This window comes from Mycobacterium farcinogenes (genome assembly GCF_019739075.1).
GTDB classification, from domain to species: Bacteria; Actinomycetota; Actinomycetes; order Mycobacteriales; family Mycobacteriaceae; genus Mycobacterium; species Mycobacterium senegalense.
Genome location: NZ_CP081673.1, coordinates 1982569 through 2004738, shown reverse-complemented (window position 1 = coordinate 2004738; position 22170 = coordinate 1982569). Strand labels below are relative to the sequence as shown.

14 protein-coding genes are annotated in these 22170 nt (G+C 65.6%); 5 read left to right on the top strand and 9 right to left on the bottom strand.

Features of this window, described 5'->3' with window-relative positions; translation table 11 throughout:
• Window positions 1-61 precede the first annotated feature (61 nt).
• From K6L26_RS09490 to K6L26_RS09480, 3 genes are all read left to right on the top strand, one after another.
• Window positions 62-1414 carry a hypothetical protein gene (locus K6L26_RS09490; protein WP_221853019.1) on the top strand — a complete coding sequence of 451 codons (1353 nt, stop codon included), beginning with the start codon at window positions 62-64 and terminating at the stop codon, window positions 1412-1414.
• A gap of 566 nt (window positions 1415-1980) precedes the next feature.
• Complete coding sequence (locus K6L26_RS09485) at window positions 1981-3183, top strand: hypothetical protein (protein WP_221853018.1); 1203 nt, start codon at window positions 1981-1983, stop codon at window positions 3181-3183.
• Between the two features lie 276 nt (window positions 3184-3459).
• Window positions 3460-4698 (top strand): hypothetical protein, encoded by a 1239-nt coding sequence (locus tag K6L26_RS09480; protein ID WP_221853017.1) that lies wholly within the window; start codon window positions 3460-3462, stop codon window positions 4696-4698.
• Window positions 4699-4747: 49 nt separating this feature from the next.
• Here the strand turns inward: K6L26_RS09480 and K6L26_RS09475 are convergent, their stop codons facing one another.
• A complete protein-coding gene (locus K6L26_RS09475) occupies window positions 4748-6586 on the bottom strand; it encodes an ABC transporter family substrate-binding protein (RefSeq protein ID WP_221853362.1) in 1839 nt (612 codons plus the stop codon).
• Between the two features lie 323 nt (window positions 6587-6909).
• On the opposite strand from K6L26_RS09475, the gene K6L26_RS09470 reads away from it, so the two are divergent.
• The gene (locus K6L26_RS09470) at window positions 6910-8097 is read left to right on the top strand and encodes a hypothetical protein (protein ID WP_221853016.1); all 1188 of its coding nucleotides are present in this window, start codon (window positions 6910-6912) and stop codon (window positions 8095-8097) included.
• An 82-nt stretch (window positions 8098-8179) separates the two neighbouring features.
• On the opposite strand, the gene typA is transcribed toward K6L26_RS09470, so the two are convergent.
• The gene (gene typA / locus K6L26_RS09465) at window positions 8180-10081 is read right to left on the bottom strand and encodes a translational GTPase TypA (protein ID WP_036394727.1); all 1902 of its coding nucleotides are present in this window, start codon (window positions 10079-10081) and stop codon (window positions 8180-8182) included.
• 287 nt (window positions 10082-10368) lie between these two features.
• Here typA and K6L26_RS09460 point away from each other — a divergent pair, with 287 nt between their 5' ends.
• Window positions 10369-10635 (top strand): hypothetical protein, encoded by a 267-nt coding sequence (locus K6L26_RS09460; protein WP_019343449.1) that lies wholly within the window; start codon window positions 10369-10371, stop codon window positions 10633-10635.
• 6 nt (window positions 10636-10641) lie between these two features.
• Here K6L26_RS09460 and K6L26_RS09455 read toward each other — a convergent pair whose 3' ends face one another.
• The 7 genes from K6L26_RS09455 to K6L26_RS09425 all read right to left on the bottom strand — a co-directional run bounded on the left by K6L26_RS09455 (window position 10642) and on the right by K6L26_RS09425 (window position 22112).
• Entirely contained in the window at window positions 10642-13521 is a 2880-nt protein-coding gene (locus tag K6L26_RS09455) for a PQQ-dependent sugar dehydrogenase (protein WP_221853015.1), read from the bottom strand.
• Window positions 13522-13583: 62 nt separating this feature from the next.
• On the bottom strand, window positions 13584-14063 hold the full coding sequence (locus K6L26_RS09450; RefSeq protein WP_019343451.1) for a pyridoxamine 5'-phosphate oxidase family protein: 480 nt from the start codon (window positions 14061-14063) through the stop codon (window positions 13584-13586).
• A 125-nt stretch (window positions 14064-14188) separates the two neighbouring features.
• A complete protein-coding gene (gene narI, locus K6L26_RS09445) occupies window positions 14189-14914 on the bottom strand; it encodes a respiratory nitrate reductase subunit gamma (RefSeq protein WP_019343452.1) in 726 nt (241 codons plus the stop codon).
• A gap of 13 nt (window positions 14915-14927) precedes the next feature.
• Window positions 14928-15569 carry a nitrate reductase molybdenum cofactor assembly chaperone gene (gene narJ, locus K6L26_RS09440; protein ID WP_085980326.1) on the bottom strand — a complete coding sequence of 214 codons (642 nt, stop codon included), beginning with the start codon at window positions 15567-15569 and terminating at the stop codon, window positions 14928-14930.
• On the bottom strand, window positions 15566-17212 hold the full coding sequence (gene narH, locus K6L26_RS09435) for a nitrate reductase subunit beta (protein WP_221853014.1): 1647 nt from the start codon (window positions 17210-17212) through the stop codon (window positions 15566-15568). The genes narJ and narH overlap by 4 nt, the downstream gene beginning before the upstream one ends.
• Window positions 17209-20895 carry a nitrate reductase subunit alpha gene (locus K6L26_RS09430; protein ID WP_221853013.1) on the bottom strand — a complete coding sequence of 1229 codons (3687 nt, stop codon included), beginning with the start codon at window positions 20893-20895 and terminating at the stop codon, window positions 17209-17211. Before K6L26_RS09430 ends, narH begins: the two co-directional genes overlap by 4 nt.
• Window positions 20892-22112, bottom strand: a complete 1221-nt coding sequence (locus K6L26_RS09425) for a nitrate/nitrite transporter (protein ID WP_043368139.1) — start codon at window positions 22110-22112, stop codon at window positions 20892-20894. The genes K6L26_RS09430 and K6L26_RS09425 overlap by 4 nt, the downstream gene beginning before the upstream one ends.
• Window positions 22113-22170 lie beyond the last annotated feature (58 nt).

Below are 22170 nucleotides of genomic sequence, written 5' to 3'. Positions count from 1 at the left end.
TGAACTTACTTTGGGGTAACTTCTGCGCCGACCTTAGTTACGCTCCCGTAAGGAGATTCCAATGCAACTCGCTGCGCGGTCATATCTGGCCGCAGGAGTAGCGCTCGTGGGTGCCAGCGCCATCGCCGTCACCCCCGTAGCCCCGACCCTCCCCGAGGTGCACGCGCCCGTAGCACTGACGGCGGCCATCGACAATCCGGTGACCGTTTTTGCGCCGGTGGCCACCGCAACGCAGGAACTGATCTCGAGCGTCATCGAGCGGCAGACCAGCAATCCGGCCCCGATCCTTCGGCAACTCGGCGCCAACGCGGTCGCCGGCTACCAATCCTTCATGTCCACACCCCCGGCATACCTCCTCGCATACGCCCTCACGAACGTGGTCGTCGGCGCCCAGGAGTTCGGCCCCAACCTGAACAACTTGGGGACGGCCACGTCGGAGTCGTTGACCGCGCTCGCCACCATCCTGGGCGATATGGGCGAGGGATTGCCGGCAATGCTGGAGGCGGCGGGTGCGCAGCTCGCCGCGGGTAACCCCAATGGCGCAATCGACGCGATCATGCTGGCGGGCCTGCAGCCGGGCGTCGATCTGCTGATGAAAGTGCTGACGCCCGAGATGAACGCGATCGGCAAGTTGCTCGGCGTTCCGCAGCCGATCACCGACGCTACGACCAACGCCGTCATCGGTGTCGCACTCGGAGCCATCATCTCCACCGTCGGCATCGGATTCGACCTCGGAGATCCGCAGCCGGTGGTCAAGGGGTTCATCGCCGGGGTGCAGACAGTTCTCGACGGTGCAGCGTCCGGCGATCCGGCCACCTTCGTGAACTCCATCCAACACGGAGTCGCGAAGTTCGCCCTCGACGTCATCGGGCAGGCCGGCCAGATGCATGATTCGATCAACTTCGCCGTCGACGGTTTCGTCGACGCGCTCAAGCAGATCGCCCCCAAGCCGTTCACTCCGCCGGACATCACGCTGCCGACCGCCAAGGCACTGGCCGCCCCGGCCCCCGCAGCGATCACAGTCTCGACGCTGCAGGCCGAAAAGCCTGAATCCGCTCCAGTCACCAACGCGGGCAATGCTTCTGGCGCCGCAGCGGATTCCGCCACGGCGGACTCCGACGCAGCCCCGGCCGCCGTGGCTGCGGGCGCCGAGGCCGAAGCTCCAGCAGCCGATGCTGCGGATACCGATGCTTCGGATGCGGACGCCGGCACCAAGGCCGTCACCAAGCTGTCGACGAAGGCGTCACCCAAGGCCGCCAAGGGACAGGCAAAGGCGAACGCCGCCAAGACGGTTCGCGAACAGGTCAAGTCCACCGTCAAGAAGCTCACCGACGGGCTCAAGAAGGACAAGCCCAGCACCCAGAAGGCTGCCGCCAAGAAGGCGGACTCCACCAAGGGCGCCGACAACAACTAACCCCGCTGCTCTGCCCGCAGGCCCCCTTCTTCAACGAGAAGGGGGCCTGCGCTTCTGAGGAAGGTCTCAGCTCCAGCTCAGTTATCGACGCGAGAAAGCACACTGCGCGCACCGCCGACGCAAAGTGGCGGGCTCCGACATTTGATTGCTTGCGCGATGAAGGAGCGAACGCGCCCACGCGGCCTGCTCCCCAGCTGTTCCGCCGTTGTAGCCGCTCAATCCAGCTACCGCGGCGCAGTCACCACCTCGCAGTGCCGAACGTTGAGCACGCAAACAGGTGAGGTTGCCCTCCCCGATCCTTTTACGCGCAGGTTTTCGAATACCGGTCGAGCACGGCGAAGACTTTACATTCAATGACAATTGTTTGCGGGCCCACCCGGCACGATGTGCCGATCGATTAGCGAGCTCACCTAATCATGGCATCTATCAGCTAGTTCATGTTGTTCACAATCCATTTAGCCGCTCGATAGGCTTTGAATTCACATTTTCCGAAACGCAAATTTGTCAAGTTACTCTCAGGTAGCTTCAGCCTCGCCGGGGGATTGGATCCATCCAGAGGAGTAGCCATGCAGGTCGCAGCCCGTCCCTATTTCGCCGCTGGCATCGCGTTGTTTGGAGCCAGCGCCATCGCCATAAGTCCGGTCGCGCCGCCGATGCCGGACATCACCGTGCCGGCGATCTCATCGGCAGCGGTGAGCCTCTCGGCGGCAACCGACCCGATCCAGGCGTACATCGATCTGTTCTCGAACACCTTCGCGAACGTGCAGGCTCGCATCGGCGACGAATTGGCCGACCCGGCACCGATCCTGCAACAGGTCGTGGCCAACCAGATCGACAGCGCCACCAACATCGCCACAGCGCTGCAGAAGGCCGGGGAATCACTGGCCAATTCCCTGGACCCGTCGAACCCGTTCGGCCTGCCCGCGCAATTCCAGAAGGCATTCCAGGAGTTGTTGGCGGGCAATGTCGAAGGCGCGGTAAGTACGGTGTGGCAAGGCGTACTCATCACCGCTCTGGGCCTCGCCGAGATATTGCCTGCCGCTCAGCAAGCAATCGCACAGCCCGTGGTGAACCTCGGCAAGGTGCTCTCGGACACCCAAGTCATCCTGGCGCCGGTCATCGGACTGCTCGTCCCCGTCTATGCCACCGTCAGCACCAGCGCGAGCGTGGCTCAGGACATCGTCGACGCCGCGATGGACGGCGACCCGCTGGGCGTCCTCAGCACGATGATCGCTGCCCCTGCCGTCATCGGCAATGCCGTGATCAATGAAGGGCTGCTGGGAGATTCGGGATTGGTTTCGTTGTTGCGTAACACCCGCGAGTACGTCGCGACTCTCATCGCCCCACCCGCCACCGAAACTTCGGCCGTGACTGCAGCACCGCAGGCCAAGGCGACCACCGTGACCCTGAACGTCGCTCCGCAGGCATCGATTGCGGCCGAGGCCCCGGCCGAGGCGGCCCCAGCAGAAGCAGCGCCGGCCGAAAATGCGCCCACCGCAGAGGATTCCGCTGCGGAAGACGCATCGACCAAGGCCAGTACGCCCGTGGTGAAGGACAGCCTCAAGGCTGAGCCCGGCAAAGCCCTGTCCACCAAGCGATCCACCCCTGCCAGCCAGGTTCGCGAGAGCCTTCAGGGAGCCGTCAAGAACGCGACGGACGGCTTGAAGAAGGCGGTCGGCGGCGTCAGCGGCAAGAGCGCCGGCAAGAAGTCCGGCGGCGCGGCGTCATCGTCATCGGGTTCGCACGCGAGCTCACACGACGCAGCCTGAACCACCCCGCCGGTAGGCATGCTGCTCCCCGTCGCGCCGCGGCGGGGAGCAGGCTTGCATTCACCACGATGTGTTTGTACGGGAAATGCCGAGGCTCATGAGCAAAAGTAATTAACATTGCTCACCATTGTCTCTACCAGCTAGTTCGCTTCGCTTACGAGTTCGTTAGCCAGGCCGCGCGCCCCAAACTCGACTTTTCAAATTCTCGATTTTGTAAAGCTACTCTCAGGTAGCTTCTGGCTCGTCGGGGGATTGGATTGATTCAGAGGAGAAGCAATGCAAGACGTAGCCCATCCCTATCTCGCCGCCGGCGTCGCGTTGATCGGCGCCGGCGCCATCGCGATGAGTCCGGTCGCACCGCCGATGCCGGACATCACCGTGCCGGCGATCTCGTCGGCTGAGGTAGGCCTCTCGGCGGCGGTCGATCCAATCGAGGCCTACACCGCGCTGTTCACCAACACCTTCACCAACCTGCAGACCCTCATCGACGCCGAACTCGCCAATCCGGCACCGGTCCTGCAGCAGGTGATTGCCAACCAGATCAGCAGCGTCCAGGGGCTTGTGGCGGGTCTTCAAGGTGCCGGTGCGGGCATGGCCGAGATCCTCGACCCGAACAACCCTTACGGCATTCCGGCGACGTTGCAGCTGGCATTCGAGAACTTGTTGGCCGGTGACATCAACGGAGCGGTAGCGAATACCTGGGGCGCGCTTCTCAGCCCCGTGCTGTACGCCGGCCTGCCGCTGTTGACGCCGATCACCGCCGCCATCAGACAACCGATCCAGAACCTGCTCAACGTGGTCGACACTCAAACGGCGATTATTTTCCCGGTACTAGGGCTGATCAACGTCGGTTACGGCACGGTCACCGCGGCGGGCAATGTCGGTCAGGCGATCGTCGACTCGATCAGGGAGGGCGATCCGCTGGGCGTGGCGAGCGCCCTGGTCAGCAGCCCCGCCGTCATCGCGAACGCCATCCTCAACGGCGACGAGACCGGTGGCGGCATCCTCGGGCCGGGCCTCGGCCTGTTGAGCACGCTCCGGCAGGCTCGCGAATTGATCGCTGCGGCGATCACTCCACCGCCGCCCGCCGAAGAGGAAGCACCGGCGGCGGCGAACGCCACCCTGGCCTCGGCGTCGAAGGTTGTGACGCTGGACGTGACCCCGAAGGCGGCGGCCGCCACCCCAGTTGCAGCCGCTGTCGCCGCGCCGGCCGCTGCCGACGAAACTGTCACTGCCGCAGAGGATGCCGCTGACGCCGCACCCGGTGCCGGCACCCCGGTGGTCAAGGAGAGCATCAAGGCCGAGCCCGGCAAGACCCTGTCCACCAAGCGGCCGACCCCGGTCAAGCAGGTCCGCGAGGGTGTTCAGGGAGCCGTCAAGAATTTGACGGACGGCATCAAGAAGGCCACCGAGGGGCTCGGCGGCAAGAGCACCAAGGCCGGCAAGCACGCCAAGTCCAGCGGCGGCTCGTCATCGTCAGGATCGAGCAGCGCAAGTTCAAGCGGCGCAGCCTGATTCACCGCCACCCGGTGGGCCTCCTCTGATGAGGGGGCCCACTGCTGGTTTACCGGCCCTTGGTCCAGCTGCCCGCGTCGCCGACGATGCCGACGGGCACGGCGCCGGTCAAGCTGACGTTCTGCACGCTCGGCCCGGCCGCGACGATCGTGGTGTCTTGCAAGATCGGCAACACCGTGGACATGTTCCACAGCTTGGGCTCGACCGCCTGGATCACCTCGGCGATGTTCTGCGAACCATCCAGTGCCGCATCGATCTTCTGCTGGATGCTGTGGTCACAGATGCCGGTGATGTTGCTGGGCGCCTGCACCAACGCGCCCGAGTCGGGAGCCGGGATGGGCTGGGTCGATGTCGGAGTGGTGACCGGTGCGGGGGCGGTACTGGTGGTCGGCTTCGGTGACGGCGACGGCGCGACACCGGGGACCGCGGTGGAGACAGCGGTCGCTTCCAGCGCGCGGCAGCCGTAGCGCGAGGCAAGGCTGGTGGCCAGGTCTCCCCCGGCCTGATGCCAGCCGACGACGGCGTCGACACGGTTGTTGGTCAGCGCATCGCCGTAGAGCGCAACGGGATCCAAAGCCAGCACCGAGGCGTCGATACCGACATTCCGCAGTTGATCGGCCGCGGTATTGGCCACTGCCACCGAAGTCGGATCATTGGATGCCACGCCCAGAACCAACGACAGCGGGTCGCCGTCCTTGGTGATGCGCTGCCTGCTGTTGCCGGGGGCCGGCGGCGCACCGGGCGCGGGAGGCTCGGCGGCGGGTTCGATCTCGTATCCGGCGCCGCGCAACAGATCCAGTGCGGCCTCCCTCGACATCGCCGGAGGAGCCGTCGGCACATAGCCGGGATCTGACGGCGAGCGCACCTGGGCCTGGGCCAGCGTCACCGTGTTGTCGTCACCCGCACCCACCGACGCCAGCAGATCGACATCGATGAGACCCAGGATCGCCTTGCGCACCTGAGCTTGCTCCAGGGTGGGCTGCTGCCCCCGCAGGGTCAGCTGCATGACACGGGGCGTCACGATCCGGGCGGTGCGAACATCGGGGATCGCACTCAACTGCGCGAAAGTGGCTGCGCCGCCGTGCACCTGGGCCACCTGGGTGTCGCCGTTGCGAATCGAGTCGGCGAGTGCGGCGGGCGCACCACCGCGCCGGAACAGCACCAGATCGGGTTTTGCCGGCGCACTCCAGTACCGGTCGTTGCGGGCCAGCAGGATCTCATCGCGTTGCGGGTCAATGCTCTCCACCCGGAACTGCCCGCCGGTCACCGGCATGGCGCGGGCCAGACCGGCCCCGAAGCCACCCGGGATGTCCTTGACGATGTGAGCCGGCAGGATGTCGTTGAACAGCTCCCGCCACGCCGGGTAGGGCTGCGAGAACGTCACCACCGCCTGCTTGCCGCCCTCCACCGACTGCACACCGGTGATCAGGTCGTAGCCTGCCGGGTCCACAACGCCTGGCTGGCTGACCATTTGGCGCCACAGATACCAGTAGTCGTCGGCGGCGATGGGCGCATTGTCGGTCCACTGCGCTTCCGGGCGGATCTTGTAGGTGACCGTGAACGGGTTCTCACTGGTGACCTCGGCCGATTCGAGCAAGGTCGGATCGAGCTCCCAGCGCGACCCCGTCGGCGACTTCGGGTCGGGCACCGGGCGGAACGAGCTCGGCAGCACCATCGAGGCGACCGCGGCATTCACCGGGGACTGGTCCGACAGCAGGTGCGGGTTGAAGCCCGGGCCGATCGAGTCGATGGCCATGATGATCTGTGTCGCCTTCATCGGAGGCGGCGGCGTCGTCTCTGTGGTCTCGGTGCTCTGCGGCGCCGGCGGCGGGCTGACCGTACAGCCGCTGAACAGAAGCGCCGGCACCGAAACGAGCGCCCCGATCATCAGATGGGCGCGGCGGATGGGTGTCGGCACGCTACTCAGGGTAACGAGCCCCTGCGGCCGTCACTGCCGCGCACCGGCACTCACAGTTCACCGGCTCCACAGCTACTCGCATCACCAGAATCGATCCAAGTCTTTCAAGGTGCAACCAAGACGGCACTGCCAGCGAGATTACCTCTGACATGCGCAGATGGCTGCACGACAACGGACCGGCGCCAGCGAACTACCCCAACTTCACGATTTTTGCATCTATCTCAGGCGATTCTCAGATAGCGTTCGCCGTCAGCCGGAGTGACCGGCACCACGCATCACGAGAGGAGACCCCGTTGCCACAAGCACTGCGGCCTTACGTAACGGCCGGAATGGCGATCGCAGGCGCCAGCGTCATCGCCGTCACCCCGATATCGGCTCCCCCACCGCAGGCGGAGCGCACGATCGAATATTCGTCGGTCCAACTGTCGGGGTCGGTACAGGCGTTCGACGCTCCCGCCGCCGACGCCGGCGCCAACGCGATCCCGCCGGAGCTGAGCCCCGCCGAGGCCTACCAGTACGTCGCGATGCTGACCGCGGCGTACGTGATGGATGCCATCGCCCCGATCGTCAGTAACCCGACGCCGATCCTCAGCCAGGTCCTGGCCAACCAGTTCTGGTACGCCAACATCCTGACGATGGGGACCGTCACTGGCGCGACGAATCTCCTCGGGACGCTGCAGGAGGTGCCCGAGCAGCTGAGCACGGCGGCCGCACAGCTGATGGCGGGTGATCCCGCCGCAGCGATCTCGACGGTGTGGAACAGCGTGGTGGTGGATTCGTTGATGGCGGTCGCGATACCGCTCATCCCGGCGCTTGAGATCCCTGTCGCGATCAGTCAGAACATCGCCAATGTCATCGCCGCCACGCCAACCATGGTGATGGAACTGGGGTTTGACGTACTCGGGATCGCCAACAACACCGTGGAGGCGACGGCGGCGTCGCTCCGCAGCATTGTCGAAGCGGCCGGATCCGGTGACCCGACAGCCGTCGCGAACGCGATCCTGGTCGCACCCGCCAACATCGCCAGCGGACTCCTCATCGGCGACATCGCCGAAGGAGGACACAACCCCGGCTTGATCAACGGCCTTGCCAAACATCTGGTGCTGGCCCGGGAGACCATCGCCGAAGCCCTCGGCGCGCCGCCCCGGGAGATACCCGAGGCCGCCCCCGCAGCCAGGGCAGCCGCGGCAGAACCCATCGGTGTCAAAGCCGAAACCGTCACGCTCACCGCCGAACCGGCCACGACGGAACACGAAGCGACGGAACCCAAAGCGACGGAGCCCGAAGCGAAGTCCGTCGTCCGCACCAGCCCCAAGGCAGTGCCAGGAAAGGCCGGCCTGACCGGTAAACGCCATGCGGCGGCACCCAAGTTGGCGAAGACGATCAGCGACCGCGTCACGGCCACCGTCGACAAGCTGGGATCCAACGTGAAGAAAGCACTCACCAAACCGGACAAGACGGCTTCGACCGCCGCCCGGTAACTCGAACCACGAGCGGCCAGTTATCGCACCTCAGGCCCGAAAAGCCGTGCAATAACTGGCCATTCGGCAGCTGAAAGTGAAACTAGCCCCGCGCCTTGGCCCGGGCCTTCGCCCGCGCCCGCAGCGAGGCCGTCAGCTCCACCTTGCGCACGCGGACGACCTCAGGGGTCACCTCCACGCACTCGTCCTCGGCGCAGAATTCCATGGCCTGCTCCAGGCCCAATTCCAGCGGCCGGGCCAGGGTTTCCATGACGTCGGCGGTCGACGACCGCATGTTCGTCAGCTTCTTCTCGCGGGTGATGTTGATGTCGAGATCCTCGGCGCGCGGGTTGATCCCGACAACCTGGCCCTCATAGGTGTCCTGACCGGGCTCGACGAAGAACTGTCCGCGGTCGGCCAGCTGGATCATCGCGAACGGGGTGATCGAACCGGACCGGTCGCTCACCAGCGAGCCGGTGTGGCGGGCGCGGATCTCCCCGGCCCACGGCCGGTAGCCCTCGAACACCGCGTTGGCGATACCGGTGCCACGGGTCTCGGTGAGGAAGTCGGTGCGGAACCCGATCAGCCCACGGCTGGGCACCACGAAGTCCATCCGCACCCACCCGGCGGCGTGGTTGGTCATCTGCTCCATGCGGCCCTTGCGGTTGGCCATCAGCTGGGTGATGGCGCCGACGAACTCCTCGGGGCAGTCGATGGTGAGCTCTTCGAACGGCTCGTGCAGCTTGCCGTCGATGTTCTTGGTGACCACCTGCGGCTTGCCGACGGTCAGCTCGAAGCCCTCACGGCGCATCTGCTCGACCAAGATGGCCAGCGCCAGCTCACCGCGGCCCTGCACCTCCCAGGCGTCGGGGCGGCCGATGTCGACGACCCGGATCGACACGTTGCCGATCAACTCGGAGTCGAGGCGGTTCTTGACCATGCGGGCGGTCAGCTTGTGCCCGGACACCCGACCGGCCAGCGGCGAGGTGTTGGTGCCGATGGTCACCGAGATGGCGGGCTCGTCGACGGTGATGCGCGGCAGGGCGTGCGCGTGCTCGGGGTCGGCCAGGGTGTCGCCGATCATGATCTCGGGGATGCCCGCGACGGCGACGATGTCTCCGGCTACGGCTTCCTCGGTCGGATTGCGGTCGACGCCTTCGGTGGCCAACAGCTCGGTGATCTTGGCGTTGGTGATCACCGGCGCGCCGTCGACCTCACGCATCCAAGCGACCTGCTGGCCCTTCTTGAGCCGGCCGTTGTAGATACGGATCAGGGCGAGGCGGCCGAGGAAGGCCGACGCGTCGAGGTTGGTGACCAGCGCCTGCAGCGGGGCCTCAGGGTCACCGGACGGGGCCGGGATGTGTTCCATCAGCACGTCGAACAGCGGGTCCAGGTTCTCGCCGTCAGGGTTCTCGCCGTTGGCGGGTTGCGTGGTCGACGCGATACCGGCGCGGCCCGAGGCGTACAACGTGGGCAGGTCCAGTGCCTTCTCGGCAGCGGCCTGGGCTTCCTCGTCGAGGTCGGAGGCGACGTCCAGCAGCAGGTCGTGGCTTTCCTCGACCACCTCGGCGATGCGGGCGTCGGGCCGGTCGGTCTTGTTGACCACCAGGATCACCGGAAGGTGCGCGGCCAGGGCCTTGCGCAGCACGAACCGCGTCTGCGGGAGCGGGCCTTCGGAGGCGTCGACGAGCAGCACCACACCGTCGACCATGGACAGGCCGCGCTCCACCTCGCCGCCGAAATCGGCGTGACCTGGGGTGTCGATGACGTTGATCACCGTCATCGAACCGTCCGCATGGTGCCGGTGCACCGCGGTGTTCTTGGCCAGGATGGTGATGCCCTTTTCCTTCTCAAGGTCACCTGAGTCCATCAAGCGCTCGACCGCGTCGTCGCCACGGTGCGTCAAGGCACCGGACTGTCGCAGCATCGCATCGACTAGGGTCGTCTTGCCGTGGTCGACGTGGGCGACGATGGCGACATTGCGAAAGCTCGGGCGTGAATCCACCCCGACATTCTCGCAGGCACGCCGGTCGATCACGAAAACGAGAGAGCCCCGTCACGTTGAAGTCCGCAAAGATCGCCCGCCTGAAGCCCAAGAAAAAGTGCTGCAGGAGCAAGCCGCGCTGCAAACGGTGCCCCCTGGTGCTGCACCAGGTCCGCAAGGCCGAACACCACGGAGCGAGCGGCAAAGAGCTGGACAAGGTCTTCAAACGGGCCAGGAAATCCTAAGGTTCGCGAGTACCGTTTCAGGTATCCGTCACGTGTGCGATGAGCGTGCTTGGAGGTGCCAGGATGACGGTTTATGAAGCGCTCACGGTCGCTTTGATCATGGTGCTGGCCGCGGGGACCACGGTCGCGATCTACGTGGGCATGGCCAACTGGATCGGGGCCTGTTACATGGTCCGCTGCAGCGAATGCCACCACCTCACCTTCGCGTCGGCGAACCAGCCGCAGGCCTCCTGCGCGCACTGCCGCCACCCGATGCTGCTGCACCCGCTGTATGCGACGCAGCACCCGGGCCACGCCGTGCGGGTGGTCAACGACCGGTTGCGGTACTGAGGGCACTCACAGCACCGACGGAACCTTGTCGAAGGTCACCACGTAGTCGGTGTTCGTGCCGGGTGTGACGATGGTGTGGGTCTGCGCTCCGCCGTCGGACCAGCTGACGAACACCAGCTGACCGTCCTCGACGTATTGCGGTGACGGGACGCCGAGGACCCGCTCGACACCCACCACCGACGTCTCGGTGTGAGAACCGGTGTAGGGCTTGCCGTCGATGGTGAAGACTGCGTCCGGGTCACTCGCGGTGAACGTCTGCGTGACGGTGTTCGGGTAGACCATGGCCGAGGAAGTCGTGGACAGGCCGGTGCTGTCGGTGACCGTCAGCCTGACCTCGTACCAAGTGTCCGCCGAGTTGTGCGGGTCGGTCGGAACGGTGATGCTGCCCGTCTTGCCGACGACATTGCTGGTGACCGGATGGATGTGGTCGGCGTGGTGGAACACCACGGTCCAGTTGTAGGCGCTGTCGGGCAGTGTCTCATCTTGATCCAACGCCGAACCGGTGAACGAAATGGTGTCGCCGGCATTGTATTTCGTGTTGTCGAGGGGGCCGCCCAGCGGCGTGGTGATGGTCAGGTCGTGCGGCGCGGTGCTGCCGACGGTGATCGACTGCGTGTCCTGCCCCGTCTTCTCCCCGTCGCTCACGGTCAACGTCACGTGGTAGGTGCCGTTGGTGTCGTAGGTCTTGGTCGGATTGGCCTGCGTCGAGGTGGTGCCGTCACCGAAGTCCCAGTGATACGTGAGCGCGGTGTCCGGGTCGGGGTCACCGGAGCCCTGCGACGAGAACTCGACGACCAGAGGCGAATACCCGTTACTCGGCGTCGCCGTGAGAACAGCTGTCGGAGCCCGATTTCCGCCCGACGGTGCGATCACCGACAGCTCACCGGGATAGATGTTGAGTTGATAGATGTTGCCGTCAGGCCCCTGGATCAGCCGCACCGGCGTCCCCGCCTGGCCGTCGAAGGGCTGCTCGCTGACGTAGCTGGCGTAGTTCTCGTCGAGGGTCAGCACCTTGATCCAGCCGAGCGTGTAGTCGGCGACGAAGACCTTGCCCTGGTACTCCTCGGGGAAGGTGTCGCCGGTGTACACCAGGACAGAGGTGATCGAGGCGGTTCCAGCGGGCGTGTTGTGGTCGTAGGAGTAGATCGGATTGACGTAACCGCAGCCGACACATACGCCTTCAGCACCGGGCCACCCGTAGTTGGCGCCCTTCGTCACGACGTTGAGCTCTTCCCACGACGTGTCGCCCACATCGCCTACCAGCAGCTGGCCGTTGGGCGCGACGTCGAACCGGAACGGGTTACGCAGTCCGTAGGCCCAGATTTCCTTGCGGGCACCCGGTGTGTTGTAGAAGGGATTGTCCGTCGGGATCGTTCCGTCAGGGTGGATCCGCATGATCTTGCCGTGGATGTTGGTCAGATCTTGCGCGTTGGTGCTGACCGAGTTGTCGCCCTTGGCCCAGTAGATGTAATCGGCGGCGTCGCCGGGATTGTCCTCGTAGTAGATCTCCCCGCCGTGGTGGATGGGCCCGGCCACCTCGTCCGACGCGATCAGCACCTTCTCGGAGGCCAGGATGGCGGCTTGATCACCGGAGAGCGTGAAGCGCGACAGCACATCGGTGTCGTTGCCGTTGGTGTATGACACGTAGACGTAGTGGTTTTCCGCGAAGTTCGGGTCGACCTCGATGCCACCGATACCGCTCTCGAAGTCGGTCTTGGTCGGCAGGACCACCACGGTGGTCGTCCCCTGCCCCTCCTGGTAAAGCTTGATCGCCCCGCCCTTTTCGGCGATCAGGATTCCACCGTCGTCCGGCAGGAACCGGAAATCCACCGGTTCGGACAGCCCCGACACGATCACGGTGCGTTCGAGCTCCGCCGGCAGCCCCTCGGTGGGCTCTCCGCACGACTGCGTCACCTGCTGAAGCGTCAAAGTACCCCAGGCCGTCACCGCTTCGGTGAAGTCGGAAATCGGTGGAGCGGAGAGGATCTGGTCAGCCTGTCGGCGCACCCAGCCGAGCACGGCCCACAACGCCGGCGAATCCGGCGTCTCCCCGGGGGCGGGCCCTGCCAGCAGGGGCATGATGTACTCGTTGATCACGCCGCCGAGCTTCTGGGCGATGGGAGCCACCGTCGTGAAGACGTTGCAGAAGCAACCCCAGGCCTTCTGGATCGGCTCGGGTGAATTCGGCCCCGGAAGCGGCAGCGGTGGGATGGTGATCGCTTTTGCCTGCGTCTGGGTCTGCAGCGTCACCGTCGGTTTCGGCACCGTGTCGAGCGCTTCGATCTTGGCTTTCATGACACCCAGAAATGTCGCGCGCTCGGTGTCCTCCGCCCGCTTCAACTGCGGCTCCGTTTTGCGCACCTTCGAATTGAGCTCACCGGCAAGATGATTCGACGAACTCAGCGCATGGGTGTCTTCTGCGACTTGCGGCTCGTCCGATGTCACCGGCTCTGACTCCAGCTCGACGACAACCGCCGGTTGATCGGGGAGGTTCGGCGGTACGTCCGGCGCGTCCTTGACGGCGCCCCTCGTGTGCGCCCCGCCCGAGCTACGAATGATCACACCGCGGTCGAGGGTGACAACGGATTGCTCGGCCGTGGATCTCTTCGTGATCAGTACTTTCGAGCGTGACCTGGCGGGCCGCTCGGAAGACCCGGTGGCCGCTGTCGCCGTGGGCTGAGGGGATGCAGCCGGCGGTTGCGGATCCGTCGCGGGCTGGCTGTTCGCTTCCGACGACGGCGATTCCGAGGTCGACGTAGAGGCGGTCTCGTCAGCCGCTGCCACCCCGGCAGGAGAGGCGACGGCAGCGCCGAGCCCTAGGGCGACTGCCACCGCGCCGACGCGGGCGGCGTGCTTGACTCCGGCGCCGACAGGCTGACTGAACATGGGCCCCCCACGAATCCATCTCCCGTTCTCGAGGAATGGAGCGGGACGATCGTGCCCAGACTCTATGGCTTTCCTGTGAATTTGGCGTGTGAATCCTGGAACTCGCCGGCCGAGTTGCCGCCCTGGTAATGGGGCATCGCATGGTCGCGGAGCTCGCGGCCGGTGACCTTCTCGGTGCGGATCCGTACGAAGTGATCGCGCCGCCCTTCGGCCCACGGCTGCACGAAAGTTCCGGCGATCTCCACCTGTTCATCGACATCGGTGATCGGCTCGGCATGGCCGACAACGGTCACGCTCCAGCCCCTCCGTAGGTCGGCGTCGAGCTCGTCGGCCTGAAACGCCACCACCTGATGCTCGATGGCCGCGGTCAGCTTGGGCCCGCCGGCCACCCGGATCACCACATCGTCGTGCAACAACCGGAAGTTGACCGGCTGCACGGCCGGAAGGGCGTCCTCGGTGAACACCAATCGTCCGACACGCACCCGCTCCAGCAGATCCAGGCATTGCCTGCGGGTGAGCACGCCGAGTTCTTGTCCCTTCATCGGTCAACCTCTCTGTACGTTGAAGAGTCCCCGCCCCGCGTCCGGGGCGGCCAACTGCTCCATATCTCCATCCTGCACCTGCTACCCACTCCCTGGCAGAGCCGAAGGTCCCCTCATTGCGACGCTCACCAGCCCCGGCGCTGCGGCCGTGATCCGACCAGTTCGCTGCGCTCGGCGACATCGCGGCTGCGGTACACGACGTAAGGCCGGAAGAGGTAGCCGATCGGCGCGCTGAACACGTGCACCAGCCGGGTGAACGGCCAGAGGCAAAACAGGACGAGCGCGATCATCACGTGGATGTGGAAGTACAACGGCGCCTGAGCCATCAGGTCGCCACGTGGCTGCAGGATCCAGATCGAGCGGAACCACGGTGACACTGTCTCGCGGTAGTCGTGCTCGGCACCCTCCGGCGTGGCGCCGATGGCCGTACAGGCGAATCCGGCCACCATCGCGGCCACCAGCACCACGTACATCGTCTTGTCGTTGACGGTGGTCGCCATGAAGACGGGGCCGGTGGCCCGGCGACGGTAGATCAGCAGTGCGATGCCGACCAGGGCCGCGATGCCGGCGATGCCGCCGAGGATCACCGCCTGCAGGTGATAGACGTGATCACTCATCACCAGGTCCATCCACGATTCCGGGATGAACAGGCCGACGACATGCCCGATGAACACCACGAGCATGCCGAAGTGGAACATCGGGCTGGCGATGCGCAGCAGTCGCGACTCGTAGAGCTGCGACGAGCGCGTGGTCCAGCCGAACTTGTCGTAGCGGTAGCGCCACCAGGTGCCGACGGCGACCATCGCCAGTGTCACATACGGCACCACGTCCCAGAAGATCTCCCAGTCCATCGTCCCGGCCTCCTCATGCCCTTCGGGGCGGCACTGTCAGTTGAAAAGGTTGTAGGCCAACAGATTCAGCCGGCGGCCCGGACACCATCAACCGCGACACATCATCGACCGAAGCCAGAGGCGGCAGGGTCGCGTCGACGGCTGCGACGGCGGGCGCGTAGGGCGACTTCCGCTCGGCCAAGGCTTCGGCCACCACGCCGATCGGCACTCGGTACTTGGCGAGCAGCCGCCGCCCGGCAGCCGGATCGACTGTGGCGGCGAACTCCAGGACCACCGGAAGGTGGTCGGGGGCCTCACCTTTCGGCATCTCGACACCGGCAGCACGGTAGGTCTGAGTGAATTCCACCATATCCGCTCCCCGGTTCCGGGTGTCTCCCGACGTCCAGTAGGTCAGCAGCATGGTGCACCGCTTCTGCAGGTCGAAGGTCTCGACATACTCCTGGGCCAGCTCCATGGCCGGGCGCAGGCTCAGCCCGGCAACGGTTTCGTCGAGCAGCGCCCTGGGCTCGCCGGTGACATGGTCCAGCAGGCGCGCGGCGGTCTGCAGCCGGTCGGCGTGGCCGTCGTCCGGGTAGGAAAGCAGCAGTGACGCCGCCTGCCACACCAGGCGGTCCTGCATCGCGTTTTCGCGATTACGGCGTCTTCGCATGCTCATCGATCCCCCGGGAACATGCCCGAGGGCACTCCCCTGCCGTCCCAGTTGAGGAGGTTCACCCGCGACGGCCGCTCGGCGTTGGCGGCCATGCCGCCGGTGGTCTGCCGGTGCTGCAGTGCATGGAAGGTCTCCACCGCCACCGGTACCGGCCCGCCGCTGGCCTCACCGAACGGACCCGACTCGTACATTCCCGGCCCACCTTCGAAGGACAGGGAACAGCCGGGCTCCTCCGCCCCCGGTATGCCCTCGGAGCTGTACGCAGTCGGAATGACGTAGCGCTCCTCGTATTTCGCGAGCGCCAGCAGCCGGTACATCTCGTATGTCTGTTCCTCGGTCATGCCGACTGCGGCCGGGATGTGCGGTTGGGTCTCGCGACCGAGGTTGATGTCGCGCATGTAGGACCGCATCGCCGCGAGACGACGCAGCACCCCCTCGACCACGGCGGTGTCCCCCGCGGTGAACAGCCCGGCCAGATACTCGATCGGGATACGCAGGGCCTCCAGCGCCCCGAACAGATTGCCGACGTCCTCGCCGTCATGTCCGTCGCGGCTGACCGCGTCGACCACCGGGGACAGCGGCGGGATGTACCAGACCATCGGCACGGTGCGGAACTCCGGATGCAATGGCAGCGCAACACCATAGGTGTGAATGAGCTTGTATATCGGGGACCGCTGGGCGGCTTCGATCCACTCGTCGGAGATGCCCTCGGCCCGGGCCCCGGCGATCACCTCGGGGTCGGTCGGGTCCAGCAGGATCTGCCGCTGCGCCTCGTAGAGGTCCTTGTCGTCGGGCACCGACGCCGCCTCCAGCACCCGGTCCACGTCGTAGAGCACCAGACCGAGGTAGCGCAACCGCCCCACGCAGGTCTCAGAGCACACCGTGGGCAGCCCGACCTCGATCCGCGGGTAGCACAGCGTGCACTTCTCGGCCTTGCCCGTCTTGTGGTTGAAATAGACCTTCTTGTAAGGGCATCCGGACACACACATCCGCCATCCGCGGCAACGGTCCTGATCGACCAGCACGATGCCGTCCTCGGAACGCTTGTACATCGCGCCCGACGGACAGGACGCCACGCACGCCGGGTTGAGGCAGTGCTCGCAGATGCGCGGCAGGTAGAACATGAAGGTCTGCTCGAGTTCGAGCTTGATCTGCTCGCTTACCTGTTTGAGCACCGGGTCCCCCGGCACGATCTCCGGTGAACCGGCCAGGTCGTCATCCCAGTTCGCCGACCATGACACCTTCATGGGCTTGCCGGTGATCAAGCTGCGCGGCGGCGCGGTGGGGATGTGTTCGCCGAGTGGTGCCGAGGTCAAGTTCTCGTAGTCATACGTCCACGGCTCGTAGTAGTCCTCGATGGACGGCAGCTTCGGGTTCGCGAAGATCCTGGCCAGCTTGGCCAGCCGACCACCGTCACGCAGGCGCAGCCGGCCACGCCGGTCCAGCTTCCATCCGCCGCGCCATTTGTCCTGGTCCTGGTACGTTCGTGGATAGCCCTGTCCCGGACGGGTTTCCACGTTGTTGAACCAGACGTATTCGGTGCCGGCCCGGTTGGTCCAGGCTTGTTTGCAGGTGACCGAACAGGTTTGACACCCGATGCACTTGTCGAGGTTCATCACCATCGCCATCTGGGCCATGACCTTCACTGGTACTTCACCTCCTGCGAACGGCGGCGAACCACCGTCACCTCGTCACGCTGATTTCCGGTCGGGCCGAGATAGTTGAAGGCGAACGAATGCTGGGCATACCCGCCGGCGAGATGGCTGGGCTTGACCAACAGCCGGGTCAGCGAATTGTGAATGCCACCACGGGTTCCCGTGGTTTCACTCAGCGGCACGTCAATGGTCCGTTCCTGGGCGTGGTAGACGTACACCACACCCTCGGGCATCCGGTGGCTGACCACCGCCCGGCACACCAGCACGCCGTTACGGTTGACCGCCTCGATCCAGTCGTTGTCTGACACGTCGATCTTCGCGGCGTCCGCCGGGCTCATCCACATGGTCGGTCCGCCCCGCGACAACGACAGCATGAACAAGTTGTCCTGATACTCCGAGTGGATCGACCACTTGGAATGCGGGGTCAGGTACCGCACCGTCAGGCCGATACCGTCGCGGCCCAGTTTGGATTCGCCGAACAACCGCGCCATGTCCAGCGGTGGCCGGTAGATCGGCAGTTGCTCGCCGAGTTCCTCCAGCCAGTCATGGTCGACGTAGAAGTGCATGCGTCCGGTGAGGGTGTGAAACGGCTTGAGCTCCTCGATGTTCACCGTGAACGGCGCGTAGCGGCGCCCACCGGTCTCACTGCCCGACCACTCCGGGCTGGTGATCACCGGTACCGGGCGGGCCTGGGTGTCGGCGTAGGTGATCCGGCGTTCCTCGTTGCCGATGGCCAGGTGGATCAGCTTGCGGCCGGTGCGCCGTTCGAGTTCGCGGAATCCTTCCACGGCCAGCCGGCCGTTGGAGGTGCCCGACAGCGCCAGGATCACATCGGCCATCCGCTCGGCTGTAGTGATCGCCGGGCGGCCCTGGCCGGCACCCGAATCCATCACCCCGAATTTGGCGGCGAGCTCAGCGACCTCCTGGTCGGGGTGGGTGGTGATGCCCTTGGTGGTCAGCCCCAGACTCTCGACCAGCGGCCCGAGAGTTGCCCACTTTTCCGCGATCGCCGCGTAGTCGCGCTCGACCACCACCAGCGGTCCCATTGTCTTGCCCGGCACCGGCGTCTCACCGGTGACCCGCCAATCATGTTCGGTGCCAGCGGGGTAGGCCATCGCGCCGGGGGTGTCGTGCTGCAGCGTGCCCATCACCACGTCGGTGCGGGTACCCAGATGCCGGGCGGCCAACGTGCTGAAGGTTCGGGCGATCGCACCGAAAGCTTCGAAGTCCGACCGGGTTTCCCACGGCGGGTCGACCGCCGGGCTGAAGGCATGGATATAGGGATGCATGTCGGTACTGGACAGGTCGGCCTTCTCGTACCACGTCGCCGCGGGCAGCACCACGTCAGAGAGCAGCGTCGTCGACGTCATCCGGAAGTCGATCGACATCAGCAGATCGAGCTTGCCTTCGGGGATGTCGTCGGTCCAGGCCACATCGTTGGGCCGCAGCCCCTCGGCGGTGGGCTCGGCCTGCACGTTCGACGTGGTGCCCAGCAGGTGGCGCAGGAAGTATTCGTTGCCCTTGCTGGACGAGCCCAGCAGGTTGGCTCGCCAGACGTTGAGCACCCGCGGCCAGTTCGCCGGATTGTCCGGGTCGGTGACCGCGAGTTTCAGCCCGCCACTGGCCAATTGACCGGCGACGTACTCCGGCACTTCCTGGCCGGCGGCCTTGGCCTCGTCGACCACATCCAGGCTGGACCGGTCGAACTGCGGGTAGAACGGCGTCCACCCCATCGCCACCGCCGAAGCCATCACATCCATGGTGTGCTTGTCGCGGAAGCGGCCTCGGCCGACCGGGCTGGACAGGGCGTCGGCGCGGTAGCCGTCGTAGCGCCACTGATCGGTGTGGGCATACCAGTAGGAGGTTCCCGCCATCTGCCGGGGCGGGCGCGACCAGTCCGTGCCCATCGCCATCGCCGCCCACCCGGTCACCGGCCGGCACTTCTCCTGACCCACGTAATGCGCCCAGCCGCCACCGTTGCGACCCATCGAACCGGTGAGCAGCAGCAGCGCCAGGACAGCCCGGTAGGTGGCGTCACCGTGAAACCACTGGCAGATCCCCGCGCCCATGATGATCATCGACCTGCCACCGGATTCCTCGGCGTTGCGGGCGAATTCGCGCGCGATGCGGATCGCCTGACCGGCCGACACCCCGGTGATCTGCTCCTGCCAGGCCGGGGTGTACGGCTGGCCGGCGTCGTCGTATCCGGTGGGCCACTCGCCGGGCAGGCCCGGCCGGTGCACGCCGTACTGGGCCAGCATCAGGTCGAACACCGTGCACACCAGGTGCTCGCCGACCCGTCGCACCGGCACCCCGCGCCGCATGGTCGTGCCGCTGCCGTCGACGGTGTCGAAACGGGGCAGCGTGATCTCGGCGGTCTCGAATATGTCGTCCAACACCGTCAGGGCGGGTGAGAGATTCTCCAGATCCAGATTCCACTTGCCGACACCGTCAGCGCCATACCGGAATCCCAACGAGCCCTGCGGCACCGCGATACTGTTGCTGGCACCGTCGAGCAGCACCGGCTTGAACGCCGCGTTCTCCTGTTCGGCCACCGGGCCGCCCAGATCAGCGGCGGTGAGATTCTTACCGGGAACCACCATGCCGTCGCGTTCTTCGAGCTTGACCAGGAACGGCAGATCGGTGAATCTGCGGACGTAGTCGACGAAGTACGGAATCCGGTTCCGCACAAAACATTCGTCGAGGATGACGTGACCCATCGCCATTGCCAGCGCACCGTCGGTGCCCGCCGCGCACGGCATCCATTCGTCTGCGAACTTGGTGTTGTCGGCGTAATCCGGGCTGACCGTCACCACTTTGGTACCCCGATAGCGGACTTCGGCCATCCAATGCGCGTCGGGGGTGCGGGTGACCGGGACGTTGGAACCCCACATCATCAGATACGACGCGTCCCACCAGTCCCCGGACTCCGGCACGTCGGTCTGGTCTCCGAACACCTGCGGAGAGGCCACCGGAAGGTCGGCGTACCAGTCGTAGAACGACGTCATCACCCCGCCGAGGAGTTCGACGAAACGCGAGCCCGCGGCGAACGACACCATCGACATCGCGGGGATAGGCGAGAATCCGGCGACCCGGTCCGGCCCGTAGGTCTTGATCGTGTGCACATGCGCGGCGGCGATCATCTCGGTGGCCTCAGCCCAGCTGACCCGGACCAGACCACCTTTGCCGCGGGCCTGGTGATACCGCTTGCGCCGCGCGGGATCGCCTTGGATGTCGGCCCACGCCAGCACCGGATCCTTCAAGCGGGTCTTGGCTTCCCGGTACATCTCCACCAGCACCCCGCGTGCGTACGGGTACCGCACTCGCGTCGGCGAGTAGGTGTACCACGAGAACGCCGCACCGCGGGGGCACCCGCGCGGCTCGTATTCGGGGCGGTCCGGACCCACGGACGGGTAGTCGGTCTCCTGGGTTTCCCAGGTGATGATCCCGTCCTTGACGTAGATCTTCCAGGAACACGATCCGGTGCAGTTGACCCCATGGGTGGAGCGGACCACCTTGTCGTGGCTCCACCGGTCGCGGTAGAACACGTCGCCCTGACGGCCCCCCTGCCGCGTGACCGTTCGCAGATCACCGGAGAACTCACCGGCGGTGAAGAACCTGCCACTGCGCTCCAGCAACTCTTCGATCGATCCGCCGATGTGGGGCTTGGTCATTGACGCGCCTCCTTGGGCTGGGGTTCGTGGGCATGTAGTCGCAGGGCCGTGTAGCCGAACGCCACCAGTGCCGTCGCCACGAGAAGCAGCAACCCGACCGAATAGTCATGATCGACAGCGTCGTACGTCGCTCCCATCACCAAGGGTGGGAAGTAGCCGCCCAATCCGCCTGCGGCGGCCACGATCCCGGTGACCGAGCCGACCTCCTTGTGCGGTGACCGCCGTGCCACCCAGGCGAACACGCCGCCGGTGCCGATACCGAGGAAGATCGCCAGAGCGATGAACGTCGCCGCAGACCACACATCGGGTGGTGGCTGGAACATCGCGACGAAGGCGAGTACCGCGGTCCCGGCGAAGGACGTGAGCACCACATACTTGGGTGGGATGCGGTCCGAGAGCGCACCGCCGATCGGGCGGGCCAGCACCGCGGCCAACGCGAACCCCGCTGTGCGACTTCCGGCTTGGACCGAGGAGAACTCGTACACGTTCTTGATGTAGGTGGGCAGGTAGTTGCTGAACGCCACGAATCCGCCGAAGACCACCGCGTACAGGAACGACATCTCCCATGTCACGGGAAGCTTCAGCGCCGACTTGAGCTTGGGCAGCACCGGATCGGTATTCGGCTCGAACGCGGGGGCATTGCGCATCACCACCAAACACAGCACCGCGGTCAGCGCCAGGGCGGCCGCGATGATGAGATGGGTGGGGAACAACCCGAACCAGCGCACGAATCGCGGCGTGAAGAATGCCGACAGCGCCGTTCCGACCATGCCCATGCCGAATACACCGGTGGCGTAACCGCGCCGGGACGGCTCATACCAGTTATTGGCGAACGGGATTCCGACGGCGAAAATTGTGCCCGCGATGCCCAGGAAGAACCCGCACACCAACAACATCGGGTACGACCTGGCCTCGCCGGCCGCCCCGACGGCCAACACCGGCACGATCGAGGCCAGCGTCACCGCGAGGAACATCGTGCGGCCGCCGTACCTGTCGGTCAGCGCGCCCACTGCGATCCGGCCGAGCGAGCCGACCAATATCGGAGTCGCGACCAGCATCGAAGCCTGGGTGCTGCTCAACTTCATGTCGCCGGCGTAAGTGGTGGACAGCGGGCCGATCATGTTCCAGGCCCAGAAATTGATGGCCGAGACCCAGGTGGCCAGCAAGAGATTGATGCTCTGCCCTTGGCCCAGGTACGGCGTACTTGCCGTGGTCACCACAACAGCAAAACATCATATTCGCCACGGTCGCGTCATTTTCCCGGAAACGTTGCAG